At 47.1% G+C, this 25,245-nt stretch carries 9 protein-coding genes; 5 read left to right on the top strand and 4 right to left on the bottom strand.

All coding sequences use genetic code 11. The features are described 5' to 3' along the window. From KZ793_RS22725 to KZ793_RS16935, 3 genes are all read right to left on the bottom strand, one after another. Positions 1–13,150 (bottom strand): hemagglutinin repeat-containing protein (locus KZ793_RS22725; RefSeq protein WP_317987480.1); only part of this gene is annotated, 13,150 nt, incomplete at its 3' end. A 59-nt stretch (positions 13,151–13,209) separates the two neighbouring features. Then, a complete protein-coding gene (locus KZ793_RS16940) occupies positions 13,210–14,874 on the bottom strand; it encodes a ShlB/FhaC/HecB family hemolysin secretion/activation protein (protein WP_225816405.1) in 1,665 nt (554 codons plus the stop codon). 549 nt (positions 14,875–15,423) lie between these two features. Beyond that, on the bottom strand, positions 15,424–16,068 hold the full coding sequence (locus tag KZ793_RS16935) for a YtjB family periplasmic protein (protein ID WP_225816404.1): 645 nt from the start codon (positions 16,066–16,068) through the stop codon (positions 15,424–15,426). Between the two features lie 115 nt (positions 16,069–16,183). Here KZ793_RS16935 and serB point away from each other — a divergent pair, with 115 nt between their 5' ends. The 4 genes from serB (at position 16,184) to KZ793_RS16915 (ending at position 21,236) form a co-directional block, all read left to right on the top strand. Next, positions 16,184–17,161 (top strand): phosphoserine phosphatase, encoded by a 978-nt coding sequence (serB, locus tag KZ793_RS16930; RefSeq protein ID WP_225816403.1) that lies wholly within the window; start codon positions 16,184–16,186, stop codon positions 17,159–17,161. Between the two features lie 21 nt (positions 17,162–17,182). Then, positions 17,183–18,565 (top strand): DNA repair protein RadA, encoded by a 1,383-nt coding sequence (gene radA, locus KZ793_RS16925; RefSeq protein ID WP_225816402.1) that lies wholly within the window; start codon positions 17,183–17,185, stop codon positions 18,563–18,565. Positions 18,566–18,578: 13 nt separating this feature from the next. Further along, positions 18,579–19,814: a multifunctional transcriptional regulator/nicotinamide-nucleotide adenylyltransferase/ribosylnicotinamide kinase NadR gene (gene nadR, locus KZ793_RS16920; RefSeq protein WP_225816401.1), complete on the top strand. Its 1,236-nt coding sequence runs from the start codon at positions 18,579–18,581 to the stop codon at positions 19,812–19,814. Positions 19,815–20,489: 675 nt separating this feature from the next. Continuing rightward, positions 20,490–21,236, top strand: coding sequence for an ABC transporter ATP-binding protein (locus tag KZ793_RS16915; protein WP_225816400.1), 747 nt, complete (start codon positions 20,490–20,492; stop codon positions 21,234–21,236). A gap of 38 nt (positions 21,237–21,274) precedes the next feature. Here the strand turns inward: KZ793_RS16915 and ettA are convergent, their stop codons facing one another. Then, on the bottom strand, positions 21,275–22,942 hold the full coding sequence (gene ettA, locus KZ793_RS16910; protein ID WP_225816399.1) for an energy-dependent translational throttle protein EttA: 1,668 nt from the start codon (positions 22,940–22,942) through the stop codon (positions 21,275–21,277). A 371-nt stretch (positions 22,943–23,313) separates the two neighbouring features. Between ettA and sltY the strand changes: the two genes are divergently transcribed. Further along, on the top strand, positions 23,314–25,230 hold the full coding sequence (gene sltY / locus KZ793_RS16905; RefSeq protein ID WP_225816398.1) for a murein transglycosylase: 1,917 nt from the start codon (positions 23,314–23,316) through the stop codon (positions 25,228–25,230). The last annotated feature ends 15 nt before the right edge of the window (positions 25,231–25,245 follow it).

Raw genomic sequence — 25,245 nt, 5'->3', positions numbered from 1 at the left:
TTATATCGCTAAAACCCAGCGTGCCGGTATCGAGGGTGTTTTTGTCTTTGTCTGCGGTACTGGCAATGACTGCGCCATCAAGCTGGGTGTGTTCCCCCACTTTCACTTGATAGCCGCCTTGGCCGGCGAACAGTCCGGTCTGCTCTTGTACGGAGTCAAAGTTGCTGTGGATTTTGTCGCGGCTGGCGCTGAGGTTGAATGAGCCGCCCGGTTGTGGACCGAAAGTGGTACTGTCGCTGGCACTGACATTCTGCTGCTTCATATCGTAGCGGTTGCTGTCCTGTTCGCTATTGAGCGTCAGGTTGCGTTTTACGTCGGCGGTAATCTGTTCGCCGCTGACCTGAGCGCCTTTGAGCGTGGTATCCCGGCCAGCATTGAGGGTGAGGGTTTGTCCTGCATCCAGCGTGGTTTCGTTATGGCTGACGCCATTGCTGCTTTCACGGCCTTTACCGCGGTTGGTACTGACGGAGAGGTTGATACCCGTGCCCCCCGGTCCGGCCGTGAAACCGACGCCCAGTGAGCCCCCGCGACTGCTGTTTTTGCCGGTGGTCTGTTCGGTGTTCTGACTGGATGAGAGCTGGATATCCCGACTGGCATTGAGTTGCAGGTCTTTACCCGCCTGCAACTGGCCGCCCTGAATGCGGATATCGCCGTTCTGGTCTGGAGTACCGGCAGCGGTGAGGGTGAGATTATCCCCGGTCATCAGGCTGCTGCCCTGTTGAGTGGTCTGGTGCTGTTTCTGCTCTGACCGGGAGGACTGGCTGCCGTAGGAGAGGCTGACCCCCACCAGATTGTTGTTGGCTTTGTCGTCACCGCCTTTAGCGTCGGCCAGACGGGCTGCCTGGACAGCCTGTACCCCGCTAAGGGCGGCTTTGGTGCCCTGTAAGGCTTTCAGGCGGCTGTCACTTTCATTGTTGGCGGCTTGAACCGTTTGAACTGCGGAATTCAGGGCCCCGCCTGCGGTGCCGGACAGAGCCACGGTCAGGCCGCTTTGTTTCTGTTCGGTTTTGGTGATAGCGGTGTGGCTGTTTTCCGCGCTGGTGATGTTAATGTTTTGGCCGGAAAGTTGCGTATCGCGGCCCGCCACTACATCACTGCCGTGAAGGTTGAGCTGTTTTCCGGCGCTGAATGTCACACTGCCCTGGCTGCTGCCTACTGCGCTGCCTTTGTTAAGGTTGCTGTCGATGTCGGTGGTGGATTTTTGGCTGGCTTTGCCGATGGTGAAGCCAATACCTCCGGTCCCCATCAGACCGGATTTTTTCTCTTGTTTGAAGTGCGTTTCATGACGGGCTTCATCAGCGGTAGTGATGGTGAGTTGATTGCCCGCGGCCAGATTAACATCCTGAGTGCCAGCCACATTACTGCCGATGATATTCAGGTCATTCCCGGTTTGTACGGTTACGCGGTCGCCACTGAGCGTGGTGCTCTGTGCCCGGCGTTCATGTACCTCATCGTGGGTTTCGACGGAGGATTTGGAGAGTAAGCCTTTACTGGTCTGTTTGCTGTGTTCTATCAGGTCTGATGAAGCGGTACCGGCATCCAAGGTGATGTTGTTCCCGGCCTGGGCGGTCAGTTGTTGACCGGCATTGACAGTAGCGGCGGTAGCGTTCAGGTTATTGCCTGCCCGGAGTGCCAGGTTACCGGCGGTGGTTATCTGGCTGCCAGTGTCACGCTCCTGAGTGAGATGGCGATAGTTGTCGCTCCCCCAGTCACTGTTTTCCGTGCGATGAGTGCGCAGGGTGTCCAGAGTCAGGTCGAGGCCCGCTGTTATCTCTGTCTGACCGTCTTTGCCCGCGTTATCTACTTCACTGGCCGTGAGGCGGATGTTGTTGAGGGCTTTCAGCGACAAGGTGCCGTTGTCATTCTGGACATAAATGCCCGCCGGCCGATCCAGCCAGCGGTCAATATTATCTCCGCGCAGGGTAGAGGCGCTGGTGATATCCTGGTTTGCCAGTGCAGAAACGCGGTCACGGCCCTGAATTTGCCCGCCGAGGTTGGTGATGTTCTGCCGGGCGGTTAAATCCACTTTGCCGCTTTGGATAAAGCCGCTATTGGTCAGATTGTTCGCTGTCAGTTGGGTGACTTCACGCCCGCGGATAGTGCCGCTGTTGGTGATATCGCCCCGGCTATTTATTATCACGTTTTTACCGGAGAGCAGGGCACCGTCACCGGTCAGGTCGCCTTTATTCACGCGAGCGTAGACTTGCGGCACGGCGACCACCTGCGTTGTGCCGTTCGGCAGGGTCACGGTGCGGTTGGTCAGCCAGATAATGTCCGAGGTGAGCAGCGCCATTTGCGATGGGCTTAAGGCGATGCCGGGAGTGAGTTGTTGCTGTTTGCTGAAAGCAACTCCGGCTTCCATTAGCGCTTTGAACTGGGTTTCATCATTGTTGTGGCCGGTCAGATAACGTTGACCGGTCAGTTGGGTAATTTGATCACGTACCAGACGCTGCTCGTAGAACCCATCTCCCAGTCGTTTGTGTGCCAGTGCCGGGTCGCGGGTTAACTGTTGTTGCATGTAATCCGTGCCCAGCCACTTTTTGTACTGGGTGAATTTAGGGTCGGTTTCTACCAGATAATGGCTGTCACTGCCCGGTTGTACGACAAACAGGCTGTTGTCCGGCAGGCGGGTGTCTGGAGCAACGATGCGGATAAGGGGTTCGATGCTTTGACCTTTGACGGTATCAGGCGGTAGCGTCAGTTCAAATTGTTGGCCTGTCGGTAACACCAGCGGGCGCTCATCTAATGTGCCACTATTTGGTAAGCTGACAGGGGCAGGAGGCAGCACCCGTTCAGTTTGTTGAGCCGGTGAAAGTACCGGGTGTTCAGTCAATGCATCTCTGTTTGGTAGTGCCACTGTGCCGGAGGGTAATACCTGCTCGGTTTGTTGGCCCGTAGGAGAAAGTAATGGGTGTTCAGTCAGTGCGTCTCTGTTTGGTAGTACCACTATGCCGGAGGGTAATATCTGCTCAGTCTGTTGACCTGTAGGTGAAACTAATGGGCGATCAGTCGGTATGTCTCTGTTCGGTAGTGTGATGGTCTCTGTAGGGATAGCGACAGTAGTTCCTGGGCCATTAACCTGCAATGACCGGTCGTCAGTCTGCGTTGGAACGCTGAGAGGGATGGCGTTAATAGTGGCGTTTGTCAGCGTGACATCACCCGCTTCTGCCATTCTTGAGAACAAGCTAATTCCGGCAGGTGCACTCTGAACACTACTTTCCTGCCGGTCACCTATCGTTATGCCGGTGGTGTCAGGACGGGTATTACCTTTCCAGGCCAAGGCTTTCAGGTCGATGGTTTCGGTTATCGGTGCCGGGTTATAATCGTCCCAGTCTTTTCCCTGGGAGGTTTTGGTTCCTCTGAATCGACGTTTTTTCTTTTTGGCATACCAGCGGATTTCACTGCCTTCATCCGTGATAATACGTTCGCCTTTGGTGGCGTTATTGTGCAGTTCGTCAATATCACCGCTCAGGGTTGCGCCTGCCACGATTTGGCTGTCGTTGTTGGTCAGTATTGTGCTGTTCAGGGTCATATTACCCCCGGCCAGGATTTTACCCGGATCACTCTCTTTTATCTGGGTTTCATTGATGGTACGGGTATATCGGTACTCGTAAAACTCATCATCGCCGTTACCATCCGGCATAACAGCGGTGTGTACGCCGTATTTGTTGCTGTAGGAAGTGTCTACTTGTGACCAGTCATAGCGGGTGGTGTGGCCGCTCAATACCCCTTCATGCCGCTGGGATTTTTCTGTTTCTACGATGTGTGTCACTAGGCGGTCGTTGGTATTTTTGATAATAGCGGCATCAATGCTTAGGTTACCCCCGGCCTCAATGGTGGCCGCGTGGTTGCTGAGTCGGCCAGCTTGACTCGTCGCCGTCAGGTTCTCATCCAGTTGTCCGCCGATGCGCATATCACCCACGCTGTAAATCTGGGCATGGTGACTGTTGTTGAGGGTTCCGGTACCGATATCTAATCGATCTCGGGCGGCAATGACGGCGGCTTTGCCATCTTGCGCCGTGTTATTGAGAGTACCTGTTTCGAGGGCTATTTGATCACCGTAAATACGTCCAGTGCCGGTATTGTTCAGTGTCTTAGTGGTGAGATGGGTGAGTTCGCCGTCAATCAATCCAGTGTTGGTCAGTGTGTCTCGGATGCTGACCTCGGTTTTCTTGGCACTGATTTTTGCTGTTTGGGTGTTAGTGAGGTTTTTGGCCTCCAGATGTAATGTTTGCCCGGTTTTTATTGTATTGTCGTTGGTGATATTGCCAGCGGTTTTTAGGGATAAATGACCGTTGGCAGTGATATTGCCGGTGTTGTGGAAGTCCTGTTTCAAGGCGATCGCCATATCGCCTTGTGATAATACCTGTCCGATACCACCCAGGGCGCCCGCTTTGATGTTGGCATTTTCCCCCGCAATCAGGGTGCCTTGTTGATTGTCAATGGACAGTTGCTGTGTTTCGTCCTCGATAATGAGCTGTTTGCCACCAGAGATCAGCCCTTGTGTATTATTCAGCGTTTGGCTGACATGAGTTCGCAGGCTGTTGTCTCCCCGTAATTCGCCCTGGGTGTTATCCACTTGTTGAGCTTCAATTATCAGGTTTTGGGCTTCGGTACCTTGGTCAGGGTGATTAGTCTCCCGGTTAATGAGTTCTGCTGTTTTTAGTGTCAGTTGCTGATTACTGTGGATAAAGCCGCCGGTATTGTCGGTTTTTGTCTGGATATTGAGCGTGGCATCCCCAAAGGCTTTGACCTGCCCGCGGCGGTTGTCGAGCTGTTGGGTATTCAGGTGCATGGTGTCTGTTGACAACAATTTACCGTCTTGGTTATCCGTATCGGCTTGCCCGGTGTTGAGGGTGAGTTTTTTACCCTGAATGTGTCCGTGTTGGTTATTCAGTTTGCCGCTGGTAACGGTAGTGTTGTCATCGCCAATAATACGACCCTGTTGGTTGTCCAGTAGCTGCCCGTTGGTGTCAATATTGACGGTTTTCGCTGACTGTAATGCACCATTGTGGTTGGTGAGCTTCTGGCTATGAATGTCCAGTCCACTGTTGCCGGCAATTTTTCCCTTGTTATTGGTGAGAGTTGTGCTGGTAATGTCGGTTTTGCCGTCAGCGGCGATAAAACCGGTAGCGTTATTTAATTCACCGATATCTAGCGTCAAATCTCCCTGGGCAGAGAATTCACCTGATTTATCTTTGTCACCGTTGTTATCCAGGCGTTGGCCTTGGGTATTGAGGTTCAGGTTGCCATCAGAGTGGACGGTGCCTTGTTGGTTGTTGAATGCCTGGGTGATCAGTTTTATCTGTTGGGTGCCAACAATGGTGTCCTGGGTGTTATTCACGGCTTCAGGGTTTAGGGGGGCGATTTTACGACTGGCAATCGTGCCCGCTTGATTATGTAAATCACCACTGGTAATCAGCATATCGTCCTGGCTGTGGATGCCGCCTTTATCACCACTGTTTTTATTAGTCAGGGAATGGCCGTGCGTATCGAGAGTCAGTTTACCTGCGGATTGCAACAGACCGCCGCTGTTATCCGTTTGATTCACCGTTAATGTTAGCGCACCCTTTTCGCTGGCAAGGGTCCCGCCTTGGTTTTTCAGTTCACCGCCAGTAACGAGGGTTGTTCCTATCCCTTTGATAAAACCATCCTGGTTGTCGATTTCTCCGGTGGTGAGGGTTAATGTACCTTGACTGATAACGCCACCGGTTTTGCCGCTTTTGGCGGTGGTCAGTTTTTCTCCGTGAGTATCCAGCGTCATATCGCCGGTAGACTCTATTCGTCCGCCAGTACTGTTAAGTTCTCCACTGTCGAGTTGCAGGTTTTTCTTACTGAATATGGTGCCGGCCAGATTATTTAATGTCTGTTGATGAGTATCAATGTGAGTTTCATCACCACGGATATAGCCGAGATCATTGGTGAGTTCACCTATAAGCAGTTTTAGGCTGTCCTGTGCGATGATTCCATCAAGTTCACCGCTATCGGTATTCGTCAGTTTTTGCTGTTGGGTATCCAGTTTCAGGCTGGATGTGGATTGTATCAATCCTCTTTGGTTGTTAACCGCCTTCGTTGTTAGATCTGCCTTGCCCTTCGAGAGGATTTTACCACCGATGTTTTTGAGGTCCTGGCTAGTCAGTGTGGTTTCACCTTTTGAGCCTATCACACCAGCAGTGTTATCGATTTCACCGGCTTTTAAGGTCAAGTCACTGCCGCTGCGTATGCCGAAGTCATCTCCGCTTTGCGTATTAGTCAGCTTTTGGCCGTGGGTGTTAAGCCAAAGGGTTGTTTGGGATTTCAGCAAGCCGCCGGTGTTATTCAGTTCACCGGTATTCATGGTGAGTTGCTGATACTGGCTGACCATTTTACCGTCAGTGTTATTAACGGTTCCTGATGATGTCACTTCAAGTTGTTGGCTGGCAGCCACAATTCCCTTATGGTTATTGATGGTACCTGCGGTCATTGTCAGCGTTCCCTGGCTTGATATGCCTTGTTCAGGTTGGCTGTTGCGGTTGATTATTTTACCTTGTCGTCCATCAAGGCGGAGATTTTTACCTGCATGGATAAAGCCAGCTTCATTATTGATGCCTTGAGCGGTCAGGTTGACATTGCCTGTACTGGTTATGCCTCTGTTTTTGCTGCTGTTGATGTTGGTTAACAGACCACCTTGCGTATTGAGTGTCAGGTCACCGGCAGATTTTAGTAAGCCGCGGCTGTTGTCAGTTTGGTTCACCGTTAATGTTAGCGCCCCCTTTTCGCTGGCAAGGGTCCCGCCTTGGTTTTTCAGTTCACCGCCGGTAACGATTGTTGTTCCTATCCCTTTGATAAAACCATCTTGGTTATCGATTTCTCCGGTGGTGAGGGTTAATGTACCTTTACTGATAACGCCTTTGGTATCGCCGCTTTTGGCGGTGGTCAGTTTTTCTCCGTGAGTATTCAGCGTCATATTGCTATCAGACTTTATTAGCCCGCCGGTACTGTCGAGTTTCCCACTGTCGAGTTGCAGGTTTTTCTTACTGAATAGGGTGCCGGTTAGATTGCTTAATGTCTGTTGATGAGTATCAATGTGAGTTTCATCGCCACGGATATAGCCGAGGTCATTGATGAGTTCACCTGTAAGCAGTTTTAGGCTATCCAGTGCGAGGATTCCGTTAAGTTCTCCGCTATCGGTATTCGTCAGTTTTTTCTGTTGGGTATCCAATTTCAGGCTGGATTTGGATTGTATCAATCCGCTTTGGTTATTAACCGCCTTCGTTGTTAGATCTGCCTTGCCCTGTGAGAAGATTTTACCACCGATGTTTTTGAGGTCCTGGCTGGTCAGCAAGGTTTCGCCTTGTGAATCTATCACGCCAGCCGAGTTATCAATTTCACCCGCTTCTAAGGTCAAGTCACTGCCGCTGCGTATGCCGAGGTCATCTCCGCTTTGCGTATTAGTCAGCTTTTGGCCGTGGGTGTTGAGTAAAAGCGTTGTCTTGGATTGCAGCAGACCACCGGCGTTATTCAGTTCGCCGGTATTCAGTGTCAGTTGCTGATTCTGGCTGACCATTTTACCGCCAGTGTTGTTAGCAGTTCCTGTTGATGTCACTTTGAGCTGCTTATCGGAGATGATTCTTCCCTGTTGGTTATCGAGGGTTCCCGCAGTTATTGTTAACTCGCCCAGGCTTGAGATACCCTGTTCAGGTTGGCTGTTACGGTTGGTTATGGTTCCCTTCTGCCCGTCAAGGATTAAGTTTTTATCCGCACGGATCAGGCCAGCTTCATTATTGATACCTTGAGCGGTCAGGCTGACATTGCCCTCACTGATTATGCCACCGGTTTTGCCGCTATTGATGTTGGTCAACAGACCACCTTGCGTATTCAGTATCAGGTCACCGGCGGATTGCAGTAAGCCGTCGCTGTTGTCCGTTTTGTTTACCGTTAATGTCAGTGCACCTGTTTTGCTAGCAAGTGTACCACCTTGGTTTTTCAGTTCACCACCAGTAACGGTCATTGTTCCTGTACCGATAATCACACCGTCTTGGTTGTCAATTTCACCGGTGGTAAGGGTCATTGTCCCTTTACTGATAATGCCACCGGTTTTACCGCTTTTGGTGGTGGTCAGTTTTTTTTCATGTGTGTCCAGCGTCATATCGCCGGTAGACTCTATTCTCCCGCCAGTACTGTTGAGTTCTCCGCTATCGAGTTTTAGATTTTTTTTACTGACTAGGGTGCCAGCCACATTGTTTAGCGCTTGCTGATGGGTGTTAATGTGGGTTTCGTTACCACGGATAGATCCACGGTCATTGATCAGTTTACCGGTAGTCAGTTCCAAAGCCTCTTCCGCGACGATTCCGCCGTGTTTACCGCTATCAGTGTTAGTCAGTTCATGTTGTTGGGTATCTAATTTCAAACTGGCTGCGGATTGTATCTGTCCGCTTTGGTTGTTGACCGCTTGTGTTGTCAGATCGGCTTTTTTCTGCGAGAGGATTTTACCGTCGGTGTTGTTGAGGTTTTGGCTGGTCAGCAAGGTTTCGCCTTGTGAATCTATCACGCCAGCCGAGTTATCAATTTCACCCGCTTCTAAGGTCAGGTCACTGCCGCTGCGTATGCCGAGATCATCCCCGCTTTGCGTATTAGTCAGTTTCTGACCGTGAGTGTTGAGTAAAAGCGTTGTTTTGGATTGCAGCAGACCACCGGCGTTATTCAGTTCGCCGGTATTCAGTGTCAGTTGCTGATGCTGGCTGACTATTTTACCGCTGGTATTATCAACGGTTCCTGTTGATGTCACTTCAAGTTGTTGATTGGCGACCACCGTCCCCTTATGGTTATCGAGGGCTCCTGCGGTTATTGTTAACTCGCCCAGGCTTGATATCCCCTGTTCAGGTTGGCTGTTGCGGTTGGTTATTTTGCCTTGTTGCCCATTCAGAGTCAGGTTTTTATCCGCACGGATCAGGCCCGCTTCATTATTGATACCTTGAGCGGTCAGGTTGACATTGCCTGTACTGATAATGCCACCGGTTTTGCCACTGTTGATGTTGGTCAACAAGCCACCTTGCGTGTCCAGTATCAGGTCACCGGCGGATTGCAATAAGCCGCCGCTGTTGTCAGTTTGGTTCACCGTTAATGTTAGCGCCCCTGTTTTGCTGGTCAGTGTACCACCTTGGTTGTTCAGTTCACCGCCAGTAACGAGGGTTGTGCCTGTCCCTTCGATAAAACCCGCCTGGTTGTCGATTTCTCCGGTGGTGAGGGTCATTGTCCCTTGACTGATAATGCCACCGGTTTTACCGCTTTTGGCGGTGGTCAGTTTTTCTCCGTGCGTGTCCAGTGTCATATCGCCGGCAGACTCTATTCTTCCACCGGTACTGTCTAACTTCCCGCTATCGAGTTTTAGATTTTTCTTACTGGCGATGGTGCCCGCCACATTGTTTAGCGCTTGCTGATGGGTGTTAATGTGGGTTTCATTACCACGGAGAGATCCGCGGTCATTGATCAGTTTACCGGTCGTCAGTTCCAAGGCATCTTCCGCTATGATCCCGCCGTTTTTACCGCTATCAGTGTTAGTCAGTTCATGCTGTTGGGTATCTAATTTCAAACTGGCTGCGGATTGTATCTGTCCGCTTTGGTTGTTGACCGCTTGTGTTGTCAGATCGGCTTTTTTCCGCGAGAGGATTTTACCGTCGGTATTGTTGAGGTTTTGGCTGGTCAGCGTGGTTTCACCTTGTGAATCTATCACGCCCGCGGTGTTATCAATTTCACCGGCTTCCAGTGTCAGAGCACTGCCGCTGCGGATACCGCGTTTTTCTCCGCTCTGTGCGTTAATCAGTTTCTGGCCTTGGGTGTTGAGTGACAGGGTTGTGCCGGATTTCAGCAGGCCACCGGTATTGTCAACTGTCCCGGATGTCACGGTGAGTTGTTTATCCGCTTCTACAGATCCTTGATGGTTATCAATACCACTTGCAGTCAGTGTCAAGTTTCCTGAGCTACGAATACCCTGATTAGGCTGGCTGTTGCGGTTGGTTACGGTTCCCTCCTGCCCGTCAAGGATCAGGTTCTTACCCGCATGGATTAGGCCGGCATCATTGTTAACCCCCTGGGTCGTCAGCTTCATGTTGCCTGTACTGCTGATTATGCCCCGGTCTTTGCCGCTGTGGGTGTTGGTTAGCAGCCCACCTTGCGTATCCAATGTTAGGTCACCGGCGGATTGCAGTAATCCACCGCTGTTGTCAGTTTTGTTTACCGTTAATGTCAGGGAGCTGGTTTTGCTGGCCAGTTTTCCTCGTTGGTTGTGGAGTTCTCCACCCGTTATCGTTGTTGTTCCGGTACCCATGATGGTGCCACCGTGGTTGTCGATCTCGCCTGTCGTTAAGGTGAGCGTTCCTTCACTGATAATGCCATGGGTGTCGCCGCTTTTGGCGGTGGTTAGTTTTTTCCCGTGGGTGTCTAATGTCATGTCGCCATCAGATTTTATTTTTCCACGGGTACTGTCGAGTTCTCCACTGTCAAGTTGCAGATTTTTCTTGCTCTCTATGGTGCCCCTTTGGTTACTTAGCTGCTGTTCATGGGTGTCGAGGTGAATGCTATGACCCCGGATAAAACCCGCGTCATTGGTCAGTTGACCGCTGGAAAGGCGTAATGCGTCTTTGGCAATAATCCCGCCCGTTTTGCCACTGTCGGTATTGGTCAGGGCTTGGTTTTGGGTATCCAACAACAGGCTTGACTCTGATTGTATCTGTCCACGCGTGTTATCTAATGCCTGTGTGGTCAGTTTCGCCCGCTGTTGTGATAAGAGTTGTCCATCGGTATTGTTAACATGACCGGCGTTAAGGGTGGTTTTTCCTTTAGCGGAAATGGTGCCGGCGGTGTTGTTGATATCCCCTGTGCGGAGTTCCAGATTACCGTTGCTTAATATGATGCCTTTTTTGCTCTCTTTTTCGTCATTATTTTTAGTGTCTTTCGTGTTTTTAATATTAGTCAGTTTCTGCCCATGAGTATTCACTATCATGTCACTGTCGGATTGTAACAGACCGTCAGTGTTATCCAGTTCACCACTGTTTAGGGTGAGTTTTTCTCGGGCAATCACCTGTCCTGCGGTGTTAGTGAATTGATGTCCTTTTGTCTGGCTGTCTATTTGCTGGGCCAGTAATAAGCCTTGATGGTTATTCAGCGCCTGACTTTTTGTGGTGAGCGCTGTTTTGGCTTCGATTCGTCCGTCAACGTTTTCAATGTCTTTTCCAATGATCAGTTCTGTGCTGCCACCGGTTGCCGCGATTTTACCCCGGCTGTTATCCAGGGTAGTGGCATCGATTTTCAGGTTACCATTACCTTTAATCTCGCCATTGTGGTTATTCAGCATATTGGCAGTCAGAGACATTTTGTCTTTGCCCTGTTGCTGCATTACGCCACTCTGATGGCTTAATGTGTCTGTTTTTATTGTAATTTTGTCGGCGGTAGTGACTGCTTTCTGGTTCAGTTGCAGGTTGTGGGCTTGTACATCCAGTTCACCATTGGAGAGCAGTTTGCCTCCGTCACCTATCCACTGATGAGCGTTGAGTGACAGTTTACCTTTGCCGGCGAGTTGAATTGTCCCGCCTTCCGTGTTGTTCGCCTCCTGGTGGACGGTTAGGTTCAGGTCATCCCCATTATTGGCGATTTTTCCATGACGGTTGTCCAGATTGCTGGTGGTGATAGCCAGTCGTTTCCCCTCATTGAGAAGGGTCCCGCTGTGGTTATTCAGGTTTTGCGTGTTGAGTACCAGCTCGCCTTTGCCGGTTTGATTAATTTTTCCCTGTTTATTGGATAAGTCTGGGGTCGTTAAGTTGATTTCCCGTGCGACCAGTGTGCCGCCGTCATTGTTAAAGTGGCCGGGTGTTTTAGCTGTAAAGCGGTCAGTGGTGACTGTAGCGTTGGCGGTGCTAATCTCTTGCTGACTGGCAGTGAGTTGAATGTTGTTGGCAGAAGTTTGACTTCCGCTGAGATCAATCTTTTTACTCTGTACTTCCAGAGTATTGGTTGCCAGATTTTTTCCATTGGCCTGAATGTGCTGTTTGGCTGTCAGTGTTAGCGATCCAGGCAGTGTGGCTTTCCCTTTATCATCAATACCGGCAGCCAGGGTGCTGCCGCTGGCGCTCTGTATCGATTCCGCCTTGATTGTGGTATGACTTCGCGCAGCCATCGTGCCACTATTCTCAATCCGGCCATCAACCGTGAGGCGGACTTCGCCGGCGGTGGCGCCGATGTGGCCGGCGTTACGTACCCCTACGCCAAATTCGGTGCCCACCAGCATGATTTTATTGGCGTACATGCCACCCAAAGCTGCTACATCCAGCGTAAATGAGGGATTCTTGCTGCCGTCAGCCGATTTTTTCTCAATGTTCTGGTGAGCCGCATCAACGATATTACGTCCGGTTGTGACTTTCAGATCTTTCGCGTGCAGTTTGCCGTTGATGACCACTGAGCGGGCAATAATTTCGGTGTAATTTTGTTGTGAACTATCCATTCCCAGGTCTTCAATGCGCACTTCTCCCCGGTCAATATCAAAGCCTTTCAGTCGGCCTTGTTCCATCATGGCCTGTCCTGTGGTGAGTGTTGCGCGATGGGCGTTAATGAATCCACAACCGTTGCAGGTGATACCTGCCGGGTTAGCAATAATAACGTTGGCTTTTTGTCCGGCGACTTCAATCCAGCCATTGAGTTGGCTGGCGCTAAGGCTATTCACTTCATTGAGAATAATTTTGGCTTCCGCTTTGGCAAGCCACGGATTTCCTGCCACCATACCGCCCAGTTGAGTTTGGACTGCATTGTGACTGTTGTTAAGGATGACGCCTCGTTTATCGATATCAAATTGGCTGTAGGTATTACGCGAGATGCCCGCGGCGTTAGGGGTTTGAATATCGATTTGGGGCGTGCCGTTTGCACTGTTCAGGATAGTCGGTTGTTGGTTACCCGGTGCTTGTCCGTCGGCCACAATATTGGCTTGCGCTGTTAGGGAGATGCTGCCGGTTGCCAATAACACACTCAGTCGTAACGCCGTCAGTCGACAAAGGCATTGCGGTGATTGCCGACGACTGCGGCGGCGTACCGTACTACCTTGCCCCGAAGCTGCAATATCGGCCACGACCATCAGCATGTTCCGGGCTTTGTTAAAGATAATACGATACAGATGCTTGTTCATTGTTTCTCTCCGCTAACACTGTTTATCTACTACGCTTTGGCAACGTTTGTTATTCTGAATTAGTACTGCCAGTACAAACTGAATCCGGTTGTGACTGATGAGGTTTGAAAGCCATCCGGTTTGGATAGTGGGATACCGGCAAACAGGTCATAGCTCACGCCTTTAAGACTGCCGCGACAGCCCAGAACACCACCCGCCAGATGTTTTCCCAGGCGTTGCTCATTTCCCGGCCCACCAATTTCGCCATAATCCATGCCCATATACAGGGACTGACCATTCAGTGGCGTTTGCCATTCCAGTTCGTTACGGCTGTACCAACCGTGATCTCCATTTAATGTGCGTTCGCCATCAAACCCGCGTACGGTCCAGCGGTTGCCAATTGAAAATTGATCTTGTGGCGTCAACGTTCTGGCGCTTATTTGGCGCAGGTATTGGGTTTTGTAGATGAAGGGCTGAGAAAATAGGGTAAATGGCGCAGCAAGTGCCGCAGAAAACTGGGTTGTTTTAAGTAGGGCAGTTGCTTCACCACGGACCTCTTCTGGTGCGGGTTGAGCGCCAAACCAGCGCGTTCCCTGTTGGTAAGTCACTCCGGCATCCAAGGTTGCACTACCGATGTAGTGACGATGGGATAATCCCAATTTCCAGCCGGCTGTTTCCCGGCGCTGTACGTCGATTTCAAAGTCATTAATGAAACTCTTGGATGTGCGACGATAAATTTCACCGTTAACCGAGGTTTTTTGACTGGCGTTACGATGCAAGGTCCGGCTGAGTTGGACATTCAGGTTTTTACTTTCGCCGCTGTATTTGTCGTCTTTATTTGGCCTGGCTACCTTTTGGTTGTAATCATAATTACTGGCCGTGATGCCCGCCATCCAGTATCCCACCGGTAGGGAGTAGTGGAGGGTGTAGTTTTTGCTGCTGCGACCGGAAGGGGAGTGAATATCGCGCCCACCAGAGATATAAAATAGATCACTCAACGCGAGGGGATTATCCAGATATAAAGTTAATCCGCCTTGGTAACGCCCGGTACTTTTAGAACCTGAATCGTCCAGGTAGCTAGCTAGCCGCCAATGTCTTGATTGACGCCAGTCCAGCACAATGTCGCTTTCTCCTAACTGTTCATTCGGTACAATTTCCATGCTGGCTTGAACGGTAGGAAAACGTTGTAAATTTTCTAATCCCTGCTCAATATCCCGTAAGTCAAGCAGCTCTCCTTCGCGGGGAGGGAATGTGGTTATCCGTTGAATATAATTGCCGCTTTCAGCGGTATAACGGATATGCCCAATTTTGCCCGGCAAAATCATGAGTTTTAATGTCTTGGAATTAAGGTTCTGACTGGGCGCTAATACTCTGCTAGTGACATAGCCATGATTAATTAACCGGTTTTGTATCCGAGTCATTAATATATTAATCCCCTGGGTGCCCAGACATTGGTTTTCTCCCTGTTGGGCTAAACGCTTTAAAGGTAACCAGTGAGGAAAATGTTCCGTGCCTTCAAGGACGACACGCGTAATGGGAAAACAGGGCGTATCGACGGGAAATTTAGAAGGTACTGCTGTTTCAGCAACAGACAGACGAATATCCGCCGGTGGCGGTGCTAATTGAGCTTCCAGCGCTTTCTGACGTTCCTGTTGATTAATGAGTTGCTGGTCTGAAATTTCGGTGGCTTTAACACCTGTAGTAACAATAAGAAAGCTAGTAAAAATAATAACCTTTTTTTGCATTATTCTTTGGCATCCCGCCCGCTTCGTATAATTTTGGGGGCGTATTAGCCATGAATTTGATTTAATAATCAATATGTAAATATTACTTACTGCTAAGATTGAGAAATACGGGATGTTATGAATACCCAATAAAAACAACCGGATAGTATTTTGTTAGAAAATGAGCAATAATAAAAAATACTTTATTAATTAATGAGTTATGTGGATGTTGTCAGATATTCTGATTTAATTCTATATATTGATAAATATGTGATATATATCACCAAGAATATTATTATGTAATTAAAGTTAAAATAACTCAATGAACTATTACTTTGATTATTAAATAATGGGAGAGCTTGTTTCTCTCAGTTAAGATTGGTGATTTTTTATTAGTTACAGCGTGTTTATTCGGCTATGAAATTTCTTGGTAAAGGAGGCTCTGGTAACAATTAAATGTTCCGAGCCATGTCTTAATTCCATCTGCGAAGTGACTGAGATAATGGGATGGTAGAAATAACCGCCGCTATTAGTTTTGATATCAAAATGATTTAGCGAGAAGTTTTCACCTTATTTCTCTTCTTCTTCACTTTCATTTGATTTGCTGTTGGCTGTCAGCAAATAGGGCGATTGTTGCCAGCGGCTTGGGGCTAATTGCAATAAGTTATGTGCCAGAATAAAACCAATTGCTAAAGCGAGTAAGATCATGATTCTGAGCAGGTTAGTGGTGTTGTCCACCTGTTTGGACTCTGTTGCCAATTTGTGGGTATCCAGCGTCAGACGCAGAAAACCTTTTGGCTCATCTTTTCCAGGGATGGGGACGACTATCTGGTAGTTAAAATAGCTGCCTGCTTTTTTACCATCCAGAGATAGACGATCTCGCACCGAGACGTTTTCTCCGCTATGGGCAACTTGTGTTCCATTGTTAAGATAAACACTGGCATCAAGTATGCGACTGTTTGTTGTCAGATGATGCAAATTAGCCAGTATCCGCTCATTATTAAGATCTTTGCTGCCACTCTCCATATAATCAGATAAGCTGAATGCGACTTGTTTTGCCAAGGTTTTTGCCAATTCTTCAAATTGATCCATCTGGGCTTGTTGGTGAGAACGGCTAAAATAAGAAACGCCCTGCATTAAAAATACTAATAAAGCAATGCAAATCAATATAATAGCTGTTTTATGCAGTCGGAATTTTAATTTAGCTTTGATCATGGTTATCTCTTCCAAGCTTTGGTCAACGCAATGTTGCCAGATGCAATACAGAGAGGATAGTTTGAAGCGCAATTTTTTGCTGTCAAATCATGTGGGATTACAGGAGTAGGGATTAATGTCTAATAACCTGGCTTATCACTATTTGCCGGAAGAGGTCCATAAGTGGCCGGGATTACCACTTTCATTAAGTGGTGAAGAGGTTATGCCATTGGATTATCGGGCTGGTGACAGTGGTTGGTTGATATATGGTCGTGGCCTGGATAAACAACGTATTAGTAATTTTCAACATCGGCTTGGCGCTGCTATTGTCATCGTTTCTTCATGGCGTATTGATGACTATCAGGTAGTCCGTATTGCCGGAAATTTGACTGCTCGTATTAAACGGCTAGCTGATGAGTGTCGGTTGGATGTGGTTCCTTTGGGGCAGATCCCACGGTTGCGGTCACCAGGTTTGCTGGTGATGGATATGGATTCAACGGCAATTCAAATTGAATGTATTGATGAAATTGCCCGTTTGGCTGGCGTAGGTGACAAAGTGGCCGAAATTACCGAGCGGGCAATGCAAGGAGAGTTGGATTTTTCTGATAGTCTGCGGGAGCGAGTTGCTCAGTTGGCAGGGGCTGATGCTGATATTCTGCAACAGGTTGTAGAAAATTTACCACTTATGCCGGGGCTGACCAGTCTGGTGCGTAAGTTACAATCCTTTGATTGGCATGTGGCAATCGCATCGGGTGGTTTTACCTATTTTGCTGACCATTTGCGCCAGAATTTACGTTTGGTGGCTGCGGTAGCCAATCAGTTAGAAGTAAAAAATAGCAAGTTGACAGGTAAGGTTATAGGACCAATTGTTGATGCTAAATATAAGGCTGTCACATTGGTGAAACTGGCGAAAAAACTGGATATCCCATTGGAGCAAACTGTCGCGATTGGTGACGGTGCTAATGACTTGAAGATGATCCGCAAAGCAGGGTTAGGTATTGCTTATCATGCCAAACCGAAAGTTTATGCACAGTCGAAAGTGACCATCCGTCATGCTGATCTCATGGGAGTATTGTGTGTGTTAAGTGGCGGTCTTAAACACGAAGAGCGTTAATAGAGTCTTTAGGAGTGCAGAGTGGCGAAAGCAGCAAAGCGGGCATTTGTCTGTAATGAGTGTGGGGCGGATTATCCGCGCTGGCAGGGGCAATGTAGTGCGTGTCATGCTTGGAATACCATTACTGAGGTGCGCTTAGCCGCAGCACCTTCCTCCCGTAATGACCGGTTCAGTGGTTATGCGGGAGATGCTGGTGTTAGCAGGGTTCAGAAATTATCAGAGATTAGTCTGGAAGAACTTCCTCGTTTTTCCACGGGATTTAAAGAGTTTGATCGGGTGCTTGGCGGTGGTGCTGTTCCCGGTAGCGCGATTCTGATTGGCGGTAATCCTGGAGCAGGAAAAAGTACCTTATTGTTGCAGACGATGTGTCAGTTGTCTGCACAGATGAAAACTTTATATGTCACTGGGGAAGAGTCGTTACAGCAGGTTGCAATGCGTGCGCACCGGTTGGGATTGCCGACTGATAATCTGAATATGTTGTCAGAAACCAGCATTGAACAAATTTGTCTGATTGCAGAGCAGGAGCAGCCAAAGTTGATGGTGATTGACTCCATCCAGGTCATGCATATGGCGGATATTCAATCTTCGCCGGGGAGTGTCGCTCAGGTCAGAGAGACTGCCGCTTATCTTACTCGGTTTGCTAAGACTCGTGGTGTTGCCATTGTTATGGTTGGTCATGTGACCAAAGATGGCTCGTTGGCGGGTCCAAAAGTGTTGGAACACTGTATTGACTGCTCAGTGATGCTTGATGGTGAAGCGGATTCCCGCTTTCGCACTTTACGCAGTCATAAAAATCGGTTTGGGGCCGTTAATGAGCTTGGCGTATTTGCCATGACAGAACAAGGATTGCGTGAGGTTAGTAACCCATCAGCGATTTTCCTGAGCCGTGGTGATGAAGTTACCGCTGGCAGTTCTGTCATGGTGGTGTGGGAAGGAACTCGTCCTCTGTTGGTAGAGATTCAAGCGCTGGTGGATCATTCTATGATGACCAATCCACGGCGGGTGGCTGTGGGTTTGGAGCAAAACCGGTTGGCTATTCTGTTGGCTGTCCTTCATCGTCATGGTGGTTTGCAAATGTCCGATCAGGATGTGTTTGTGAATGTTGTGGGTGGCGTTAAGGTAGCGGAAACCAGTGCGGATCTCGCTTTACTGCTCTCTTTAGTCTCCAGTTTTCGGGATCGGCCATTACCCCGTGATTTGGTTGTATTTGGTGAAGTCGGGTTGGCAGGGGAAATCCGTCCTGTTCCCAGTGGGCAGGAACGCATATCCGAAGCCGCTAAACATGGTTTCAAACGGGCGATAGTGCCTTATGCCAATATGCCGAAAAAAACGTTGCCAGGGATGGAAGTTTTTGGTGTGAAAAAGTTGGCGGATGCGTTATCTGTTATGGAAGATTTTGGTTAAGTAGGGAGGATATATGGGGCAATTTGACTACCTGAAAGAAGCGATTAAACAGACTGGTTATACGTTGCAACAGGTTGCCGATGCAAGTGGTATGACCAAAGGTTATCTCAGCCAATTAATTAATGACAAAATTAAAAGTCCCAGCGCCCAAAAATTGGCTGCTCTCCATCACTATCTGAGGTTGCAATATCCTGTGCAAAATAAAACTGTTGGAGTGGTATTCGGCAAGTTCTATCCATTGCATACTGGGCATATCTATCTGATTCAACGAGCCTGTAGTCAGGTGGATGAGTTGCATATTATCCTTTGCCATGACGAGTCTAGAGATCGGGAGCTGTTTATGAGCAGTTCCATGTCTCAGCAACCAACGGTGAGTGATCGTTTGCGTTGGTTGCTTCAAACATTTAAATATCAGAAAAATATTCATATTCATTCTTTTGATGAACAGGGAATTGAAGCTTATCCACATGGTTGGGATGTGTGGAGTGAAGGCATGAAAGCCTTTATGTCAAAAAAAGGCATTAATCCAACTTATATATATTCAAGCGAAACTCAGGATGCTCCCCGATATAAAGAGCATTTAGGAATTGAGACAATTCTTATTGATCCACAGCGCTCGTTTATGAAAATCAGTGGTCGGCATATACGCCAGGACCCATTCCGCCATTGGGAATATATCCCTACGGAAGTGAAACCTTTCTTTGTTCGTACCGTAGCGATTCTTGGTGGAGAATCCAGTGGTAAATCTACGTTAGTTAACAAATTGGCAAATATTTTTAATACGACAAGTGCTTGGGAATATGGTCGTGATTATGTTTTTTCTCATCTGGGGGGAGATGAGATGGCGCTACAATATTCGGATTATGACAAGATTGCATTGGGGCAAGCCCAATATATTGATTTTGCCGTAAAATATGCGAATAAGGTTACATTTATAGATACCGATTTCGTCACTACCCAAGCATTCTGTAAGCGATATGAAGGACGTGAGCACCCGTTTGTTCAGGCATTAATTGATGAATATCGATTTGATTTAGTCATTCTACTGGAAAACAACACTCCTTGGGTTGCTGACGGTTTGCGTAGTCTTGGCAGTGAGCAGGATCGTAAAGCGTTCCAGCAATTGCTGGAGGATATGCTGAAAAATAATAATATTGAATATGTCAATGTGGATTCACCCGATTATGATCAGCGTTTCCTACGTTGTATTGAACTCATTCAGCAACTTTTAGCGGCTAATCCTAAATGACACGTCAGTTGAATCGTTTATAATTAGATTTGTATATAATATTTTATATGATAAATTAATAAATATATATCTAATCACAATATGCATTGTGGCTAGATATTTTTATTTCCTGTAAGTAATAAAATATATAACAGCTATTAATATTTTTGATACTTCTATTGATTATTTATTTCTTGAATAAAAACAAAATTAATAATTAAATACTTCCCAGTTGATTTTTAAATAAAAGTTTTTGTTTTTTTGATTGGTGGGGGAATAAGAGAATTTTGATTTTTTTATTAATAATTTAATGTTCGATGTGTCACTGTTATTATGATAATTAAACATTAGTTTTAACATGTTGTTATGATATTAAGGTGTTTTTATCTATAAAAAATTATTTGTCTGATGTTATTTTTTTATTTGTGCTAACAAGATAATGGCCTGTTGTTAATGAGTAGTTGATAGGAATGGGTTGATCTTGTTTAGTAAAATTTTGATTTTAGCATACAGATAGTCATTTGAAATAGTCACTGGTAGAAATATTGATATACTTTCAATTGAGATATTTCTTATATGATTTTCCCTCGTTTGTGTAATCTTATAATGATGAATATCTGTATTTTTACGGATTGCTCTGGCTGTAAGAGTTACTGATAATGCCAGATTTCTTACACTATTAATTATGCTGAGATAATGAATTTGAATCAAATCGCTACGATTGAAGCCATTGATATTTCATATGGTTTTTCGAACAGTAAAGCTAACCAGAAAATGATTTCAGACATCACTCTTTCTATTTTTCCAGGTGAATTTACTTTGATTAATGGGGATCTCTGTTCAGGAAAAAGTACTTTGCTGGCAATGATTTCTGGGTTATTGCCTCTCGACGGAGGAAAAATATTAATTGCTGATAACGAGCTGGGGAGGTTGAATAACTTCGAATTAGATAGATTCCATTTGATGCATTGTGGTTTTATCTTTCAAAGAATTAATTTATCTAATGAACTTACGGTCTTGGATAATTTGCTATTATCTCTCTCTTGTGGAATCACGGCTTCTCATCAGGAAGCAATAGTCAGGGCAGCTAAGGCCCTCAATATTGTTGGTCTGAAACACAAGAAAGATATCTATCCCAAGGAATTACGTGATAATGAAAAACAACGGGTGGCAATGGCCTGCGCCATTGTGAAAAGCCCTCGGTATTTGTTTGCTGACGAGCCAACCCGTCATCTTAATAATTATGAATGCCAAACAGCTATTGATATCTTAAGTTTTATTGCTCATAACCAAAGAGGTACGGTTGTTGTGGCTTCACAGGATAATAGGCTTATTAAACATGCAGATCGTATTATTACTTTGAAAGAAGGAAAGATTATCCATGATACATATCTTACACATAGCATAATGAATAAGACTATGAGTTTATATCTAAATAATTGAGCGGAAAACGGCCTGTTGCCAGGCCATTTTCAATATGATTATTTGCTGATTTTCTTATATTTAATGCGATGCGGTTCCAGTGCTTCTGCTCCGAGAGTCCGCTTCTTATAGTCTTCGTATTCACTAAAGTTACCTTCAAAGAAAGTGACTTTACCTTCATCTTGATAATCAATGATGTGGGTTGCAATACGGTCAAGGAACCAACGATCGTGGGAAATAACCATTGCACAACCTGGGAACTCCAACAAGGCGTTTTCCAGTGCGCGCAAAGTTTCAATGTCCAGGTCGTTGGTTGGTTCATCGAGCAACAGCATGTTACCGCCGACTTGCAGCAGTTTAGCCAAATGCAGCCGTCCCCTTTCACCACCAGACAGTTCACCGACACGTTTACCTTGATCAACACCTTTGAAGTTAAAACGGCCAACATAGGCGCGACTTGGTAGCTCGAAGTTACCGATACGCATGATATCCTGGCCGCCGGAGATCTCTTCCCAAACGGTTTTCTTATCATCCATGTTGTCACGGAACTGCTCGACAGAAGCGAGTTTGACGGTTTCACCTAACGCTATGGTGCCGGAATCGGGTTGTTCTTGGTTGGAGAGCATCCGGAAAAGCGTAGATTTACCTGCACCGTTAGGCCCGATAATCCCAACAATCGCCCCTTTGGGCAGAGAAAAGTTCAGATTATCAATCAGAACCCGGTCGCCATAGGATTTGGTTAGATTTTCCACTTCCAGAACTTTGTCGCCCAGGCGTGGCCCAGGTGGAATGAACAGTTCGCTGGTTTCGTTACGTTTCTGGTATTCAACGCTATTTAATTCTTCAAAACGGGCCAGACGTGCTTTACCTTTTGCCTGACGGCCTTTCGGATTTTGGCGAACCCATTCCAGCTCTTTCTCAATGGATTTACGGCGTGCGGCTTCGGTTGCGGCTTCTTGAGCCAGACGAGCATCTTTTTGTTCCAGCCATGAAGAGTAGTTACCTTCCCACGGAATGCCTTCACCACGGTCAAGTTCCAGAATCCAGCCAGCAACGTTATCAAGGAAGTAACGGTCATGGGTAATTGCAACAACGGTACCTTCGTAATCGTGCAGGAAGCGTTCTAGCCAGGCGACAGATTCGGCGTCAAGGTGGTTAGTGGGTTCGTCCAGTAGCAGCATGTCAGGTTTTTCTAGCAGTAAACGGCAGATTGCCACACGGCGACGTTCACCCCCGGATAGATGCTCGATTTTTGCATCCCACGGCGGCAGACGCAGGGCATCAGCGGCGCGTTCAAGCTGGTTATCAAGGTTATGACCATCGTGGGACTGAATAATCGCTTCCAGCTCACCTTGCTCTTTAGCCAGTTTGTCAAAATCAGCATCAGGATCAGCATAGGCTGCGTAGACTTCATCCAAACGGGTTAGCGCATGTTTTACCTCGCTAACCGCTTCTTCCACTGCTTCGCGGACAGTTTGTTCAAGGTTTAATTTAGGCTCCTGTGATAGATAGCCAATTTTAATTCCTGGTTGTGGTCGGGCTTCTCCTTCGATATCTTTATCAATGCCGGCCATAATGCGCAGTAAGGTCGATTTACCGGCGCCATTAAGACCAAGAACCCCAATTTTTGCTCCCGGAAAGAAACTCAAGGAGATATTTTTCAGAATGTGACGTTTCGGGGGGACAATTTTACCGACCCGATGCATGGTGTAGACATATTGAGCCACGTTGCTATAAGCCTCGCTATCTCTGATGATGATAATGCCTGTATTGCGAAGCAAGTCGCATGGACAGGGCGCGTTGATACCTGATTATATCCGTTTAGGTTATTGATGTTCATCTGAACACGATTTGTCACAGTTTACCCGATTTAAGTTAATAAACTCTATAACCCAATTGCCCGAATAAGATGATCTTGGGTTGAATTTGTTAAAGTGAATCAATTTATTGGATAAACAACTTACCTGATTCTTATATGTAGTTATATATATCATCATAGGGTAAATTAATGTGGTGATCCGTGGTAGTTATATTATTATGCTGTTTATGCATTCGTAATATTAACCTATTTGATTTGATCTCCGGGAGGAGCGTGATAATGGCTAAATGGCAATGCCTTACGATGGCTATAGGATTGGTTTTTATCTCTGTAGCAGCAAACGCTGATTCTCTGGAAAATCAGCGGCAGAGATATCAGCAGATTAAGCAAGCGTGGAATGTCAGCGATAGGGCTGAAATAGCAAGACTGATGCCAACATTGAAAGACTATCCTCTTTATCCTTATCTGCAATACCGGGAACTGACTCAGGATCTGTCACTTGCCACAGCAACGCAGATCCGTGATTTTATTGATCGTCACCCTAATCTGCCTCCTGCACGTTCTTTATCATCCCGGTTTATCAATGAGCTTGCACGCCGCGAAGACTGGCGCGGGGTACTGGCGTTCACTCCTGCTGCACCGAAATCTATTACAGCCCGTTGCCATTACTATTTTGCTAAATGGGCTACAGGTGAGAAACAGGCTGCCTGGCAAGGAGCGAAAGAAGTTTGGTTGAATGGTCGTTCTTTACCAGACAGTTGCGATAAATTATTTGATGTTTGGCAACAAACAGGCCATTTATCAGTGAAACTGATATTACAGCGTATTAGTCTCGCGTTAAAAGCGGGCAATACGTCACTGGTCGGTTACCTCGCTAAACAGTTACCACAGGGATATAAAAGTATCAGTGAAGGTCTGATTAAGTTGCAGAATGATCCGGTTACCGTAGCGGATTTTGCTGATCATACCGGACCGACTGATTTTAGTCGTGTAGCCACTTTAGCTGCTTTTTCGCGTTTCGCACGTCAAGATCCGGAGCAGGCAAGAGTGATCATCCCATCAATGGTCAAAGTGCAAAAGATGAATGCAAGTGAACATCAGCGATTAAAAGATATTGTTGCCTGGCAGTTAATGGGTGAGGTGAGTGATGAACAGGAAAAGTGGCGTGATGATGCGATCCGCGATAGTCAATCTGTTGCATTGCTTGAGCGTCGTGTTCGTTTGGCGTTGGGCCATGCAGATGAGCGTGGTGTGGCTCAATGGATAAAATTGTTACCGTTGGAGAACCAGAACAAAGAGGAGTGGCGTTATTGGCAAGCCAATATTCTATTAGCTCAGGGTAATAAAAGCGAAGGTGAGGCAATATTGCGTAAACTGGCAGAAGGCCGAGGTTTTTATCCAATGGTTGCTGCGCAGAAACTGAACGTCAGCTATCCGTTGATGATAAATACCGCAAAAAAGCCAGATGCTGCTATTGCTTCAATACCCGAAGTACAGAGAGTAAAAGAGCTGCTGTATTGGCAAATGGATAGTCTTGCTCGCATCGAGTGGAGCTATCTGGTCGCCAGCCAAGATAAATTAAAACAACAGCAACTGGCGCGTTATGCTTTCGATCAAAAATGGGCGGCGCTTAGTGTACAGGCGACAATAACCGGGAAAATGTGGGACTACCTTGAAGAGCGTTTTCCATTGGCATGGCGGCGGGAATTTAGTCACTTCACTGCAAATAAAGGCATTTCTCAAAGTTATGCCATGGCGATAGCCCGTCAGGAAAGTGCTTGGAATCCGCAAGCTAATTCGCCTGTTGGGGCAATTGGGTTGATGCAGGTGATGCCAAAAACGGCAGAGGATATGGCTAAACAAAATGGTATTCAGGGATATGTAAACAGTAGCCAACTTATAAACCCGCTGACGAATATCGAAATCGGTACTGCTTATCTCGAATCGGTTTATCAGCGCTTTGGTAATAATCGGATACTTGCCAGCGCTGCCTATAATGCCGGGCCAACTCGTGTAGATCGCTGGTTATCTAACAGTGGTGGACGGCTGGATGCGATAGCCTTTATTGAAAGCATTCCATTTTCTGAAACCCGCAATTATGTCAAAAATGTTTTGGTTTATGATGTTTTCTACAGTCATTTCATGGGCAAATCATCAAATGTGTTGACTAACGCAGAATGGCAAAGGCGTTATTGATTTATAGGAAACTAT

It is taken from the genome of Photorhabdus antumapuensis (assembly GCF_020387775.1).
Taxonomy (GTDB): Bacteria; Pseudomonadota; Gammaproteobacteria; order Enterobacterales; family Enterobacteriaceae; genus Photorhabdus; species Photorhabdus antumapuensis.
This window is presented reverse-complemented; position numbering and strand designations above follow the sequence as displayed.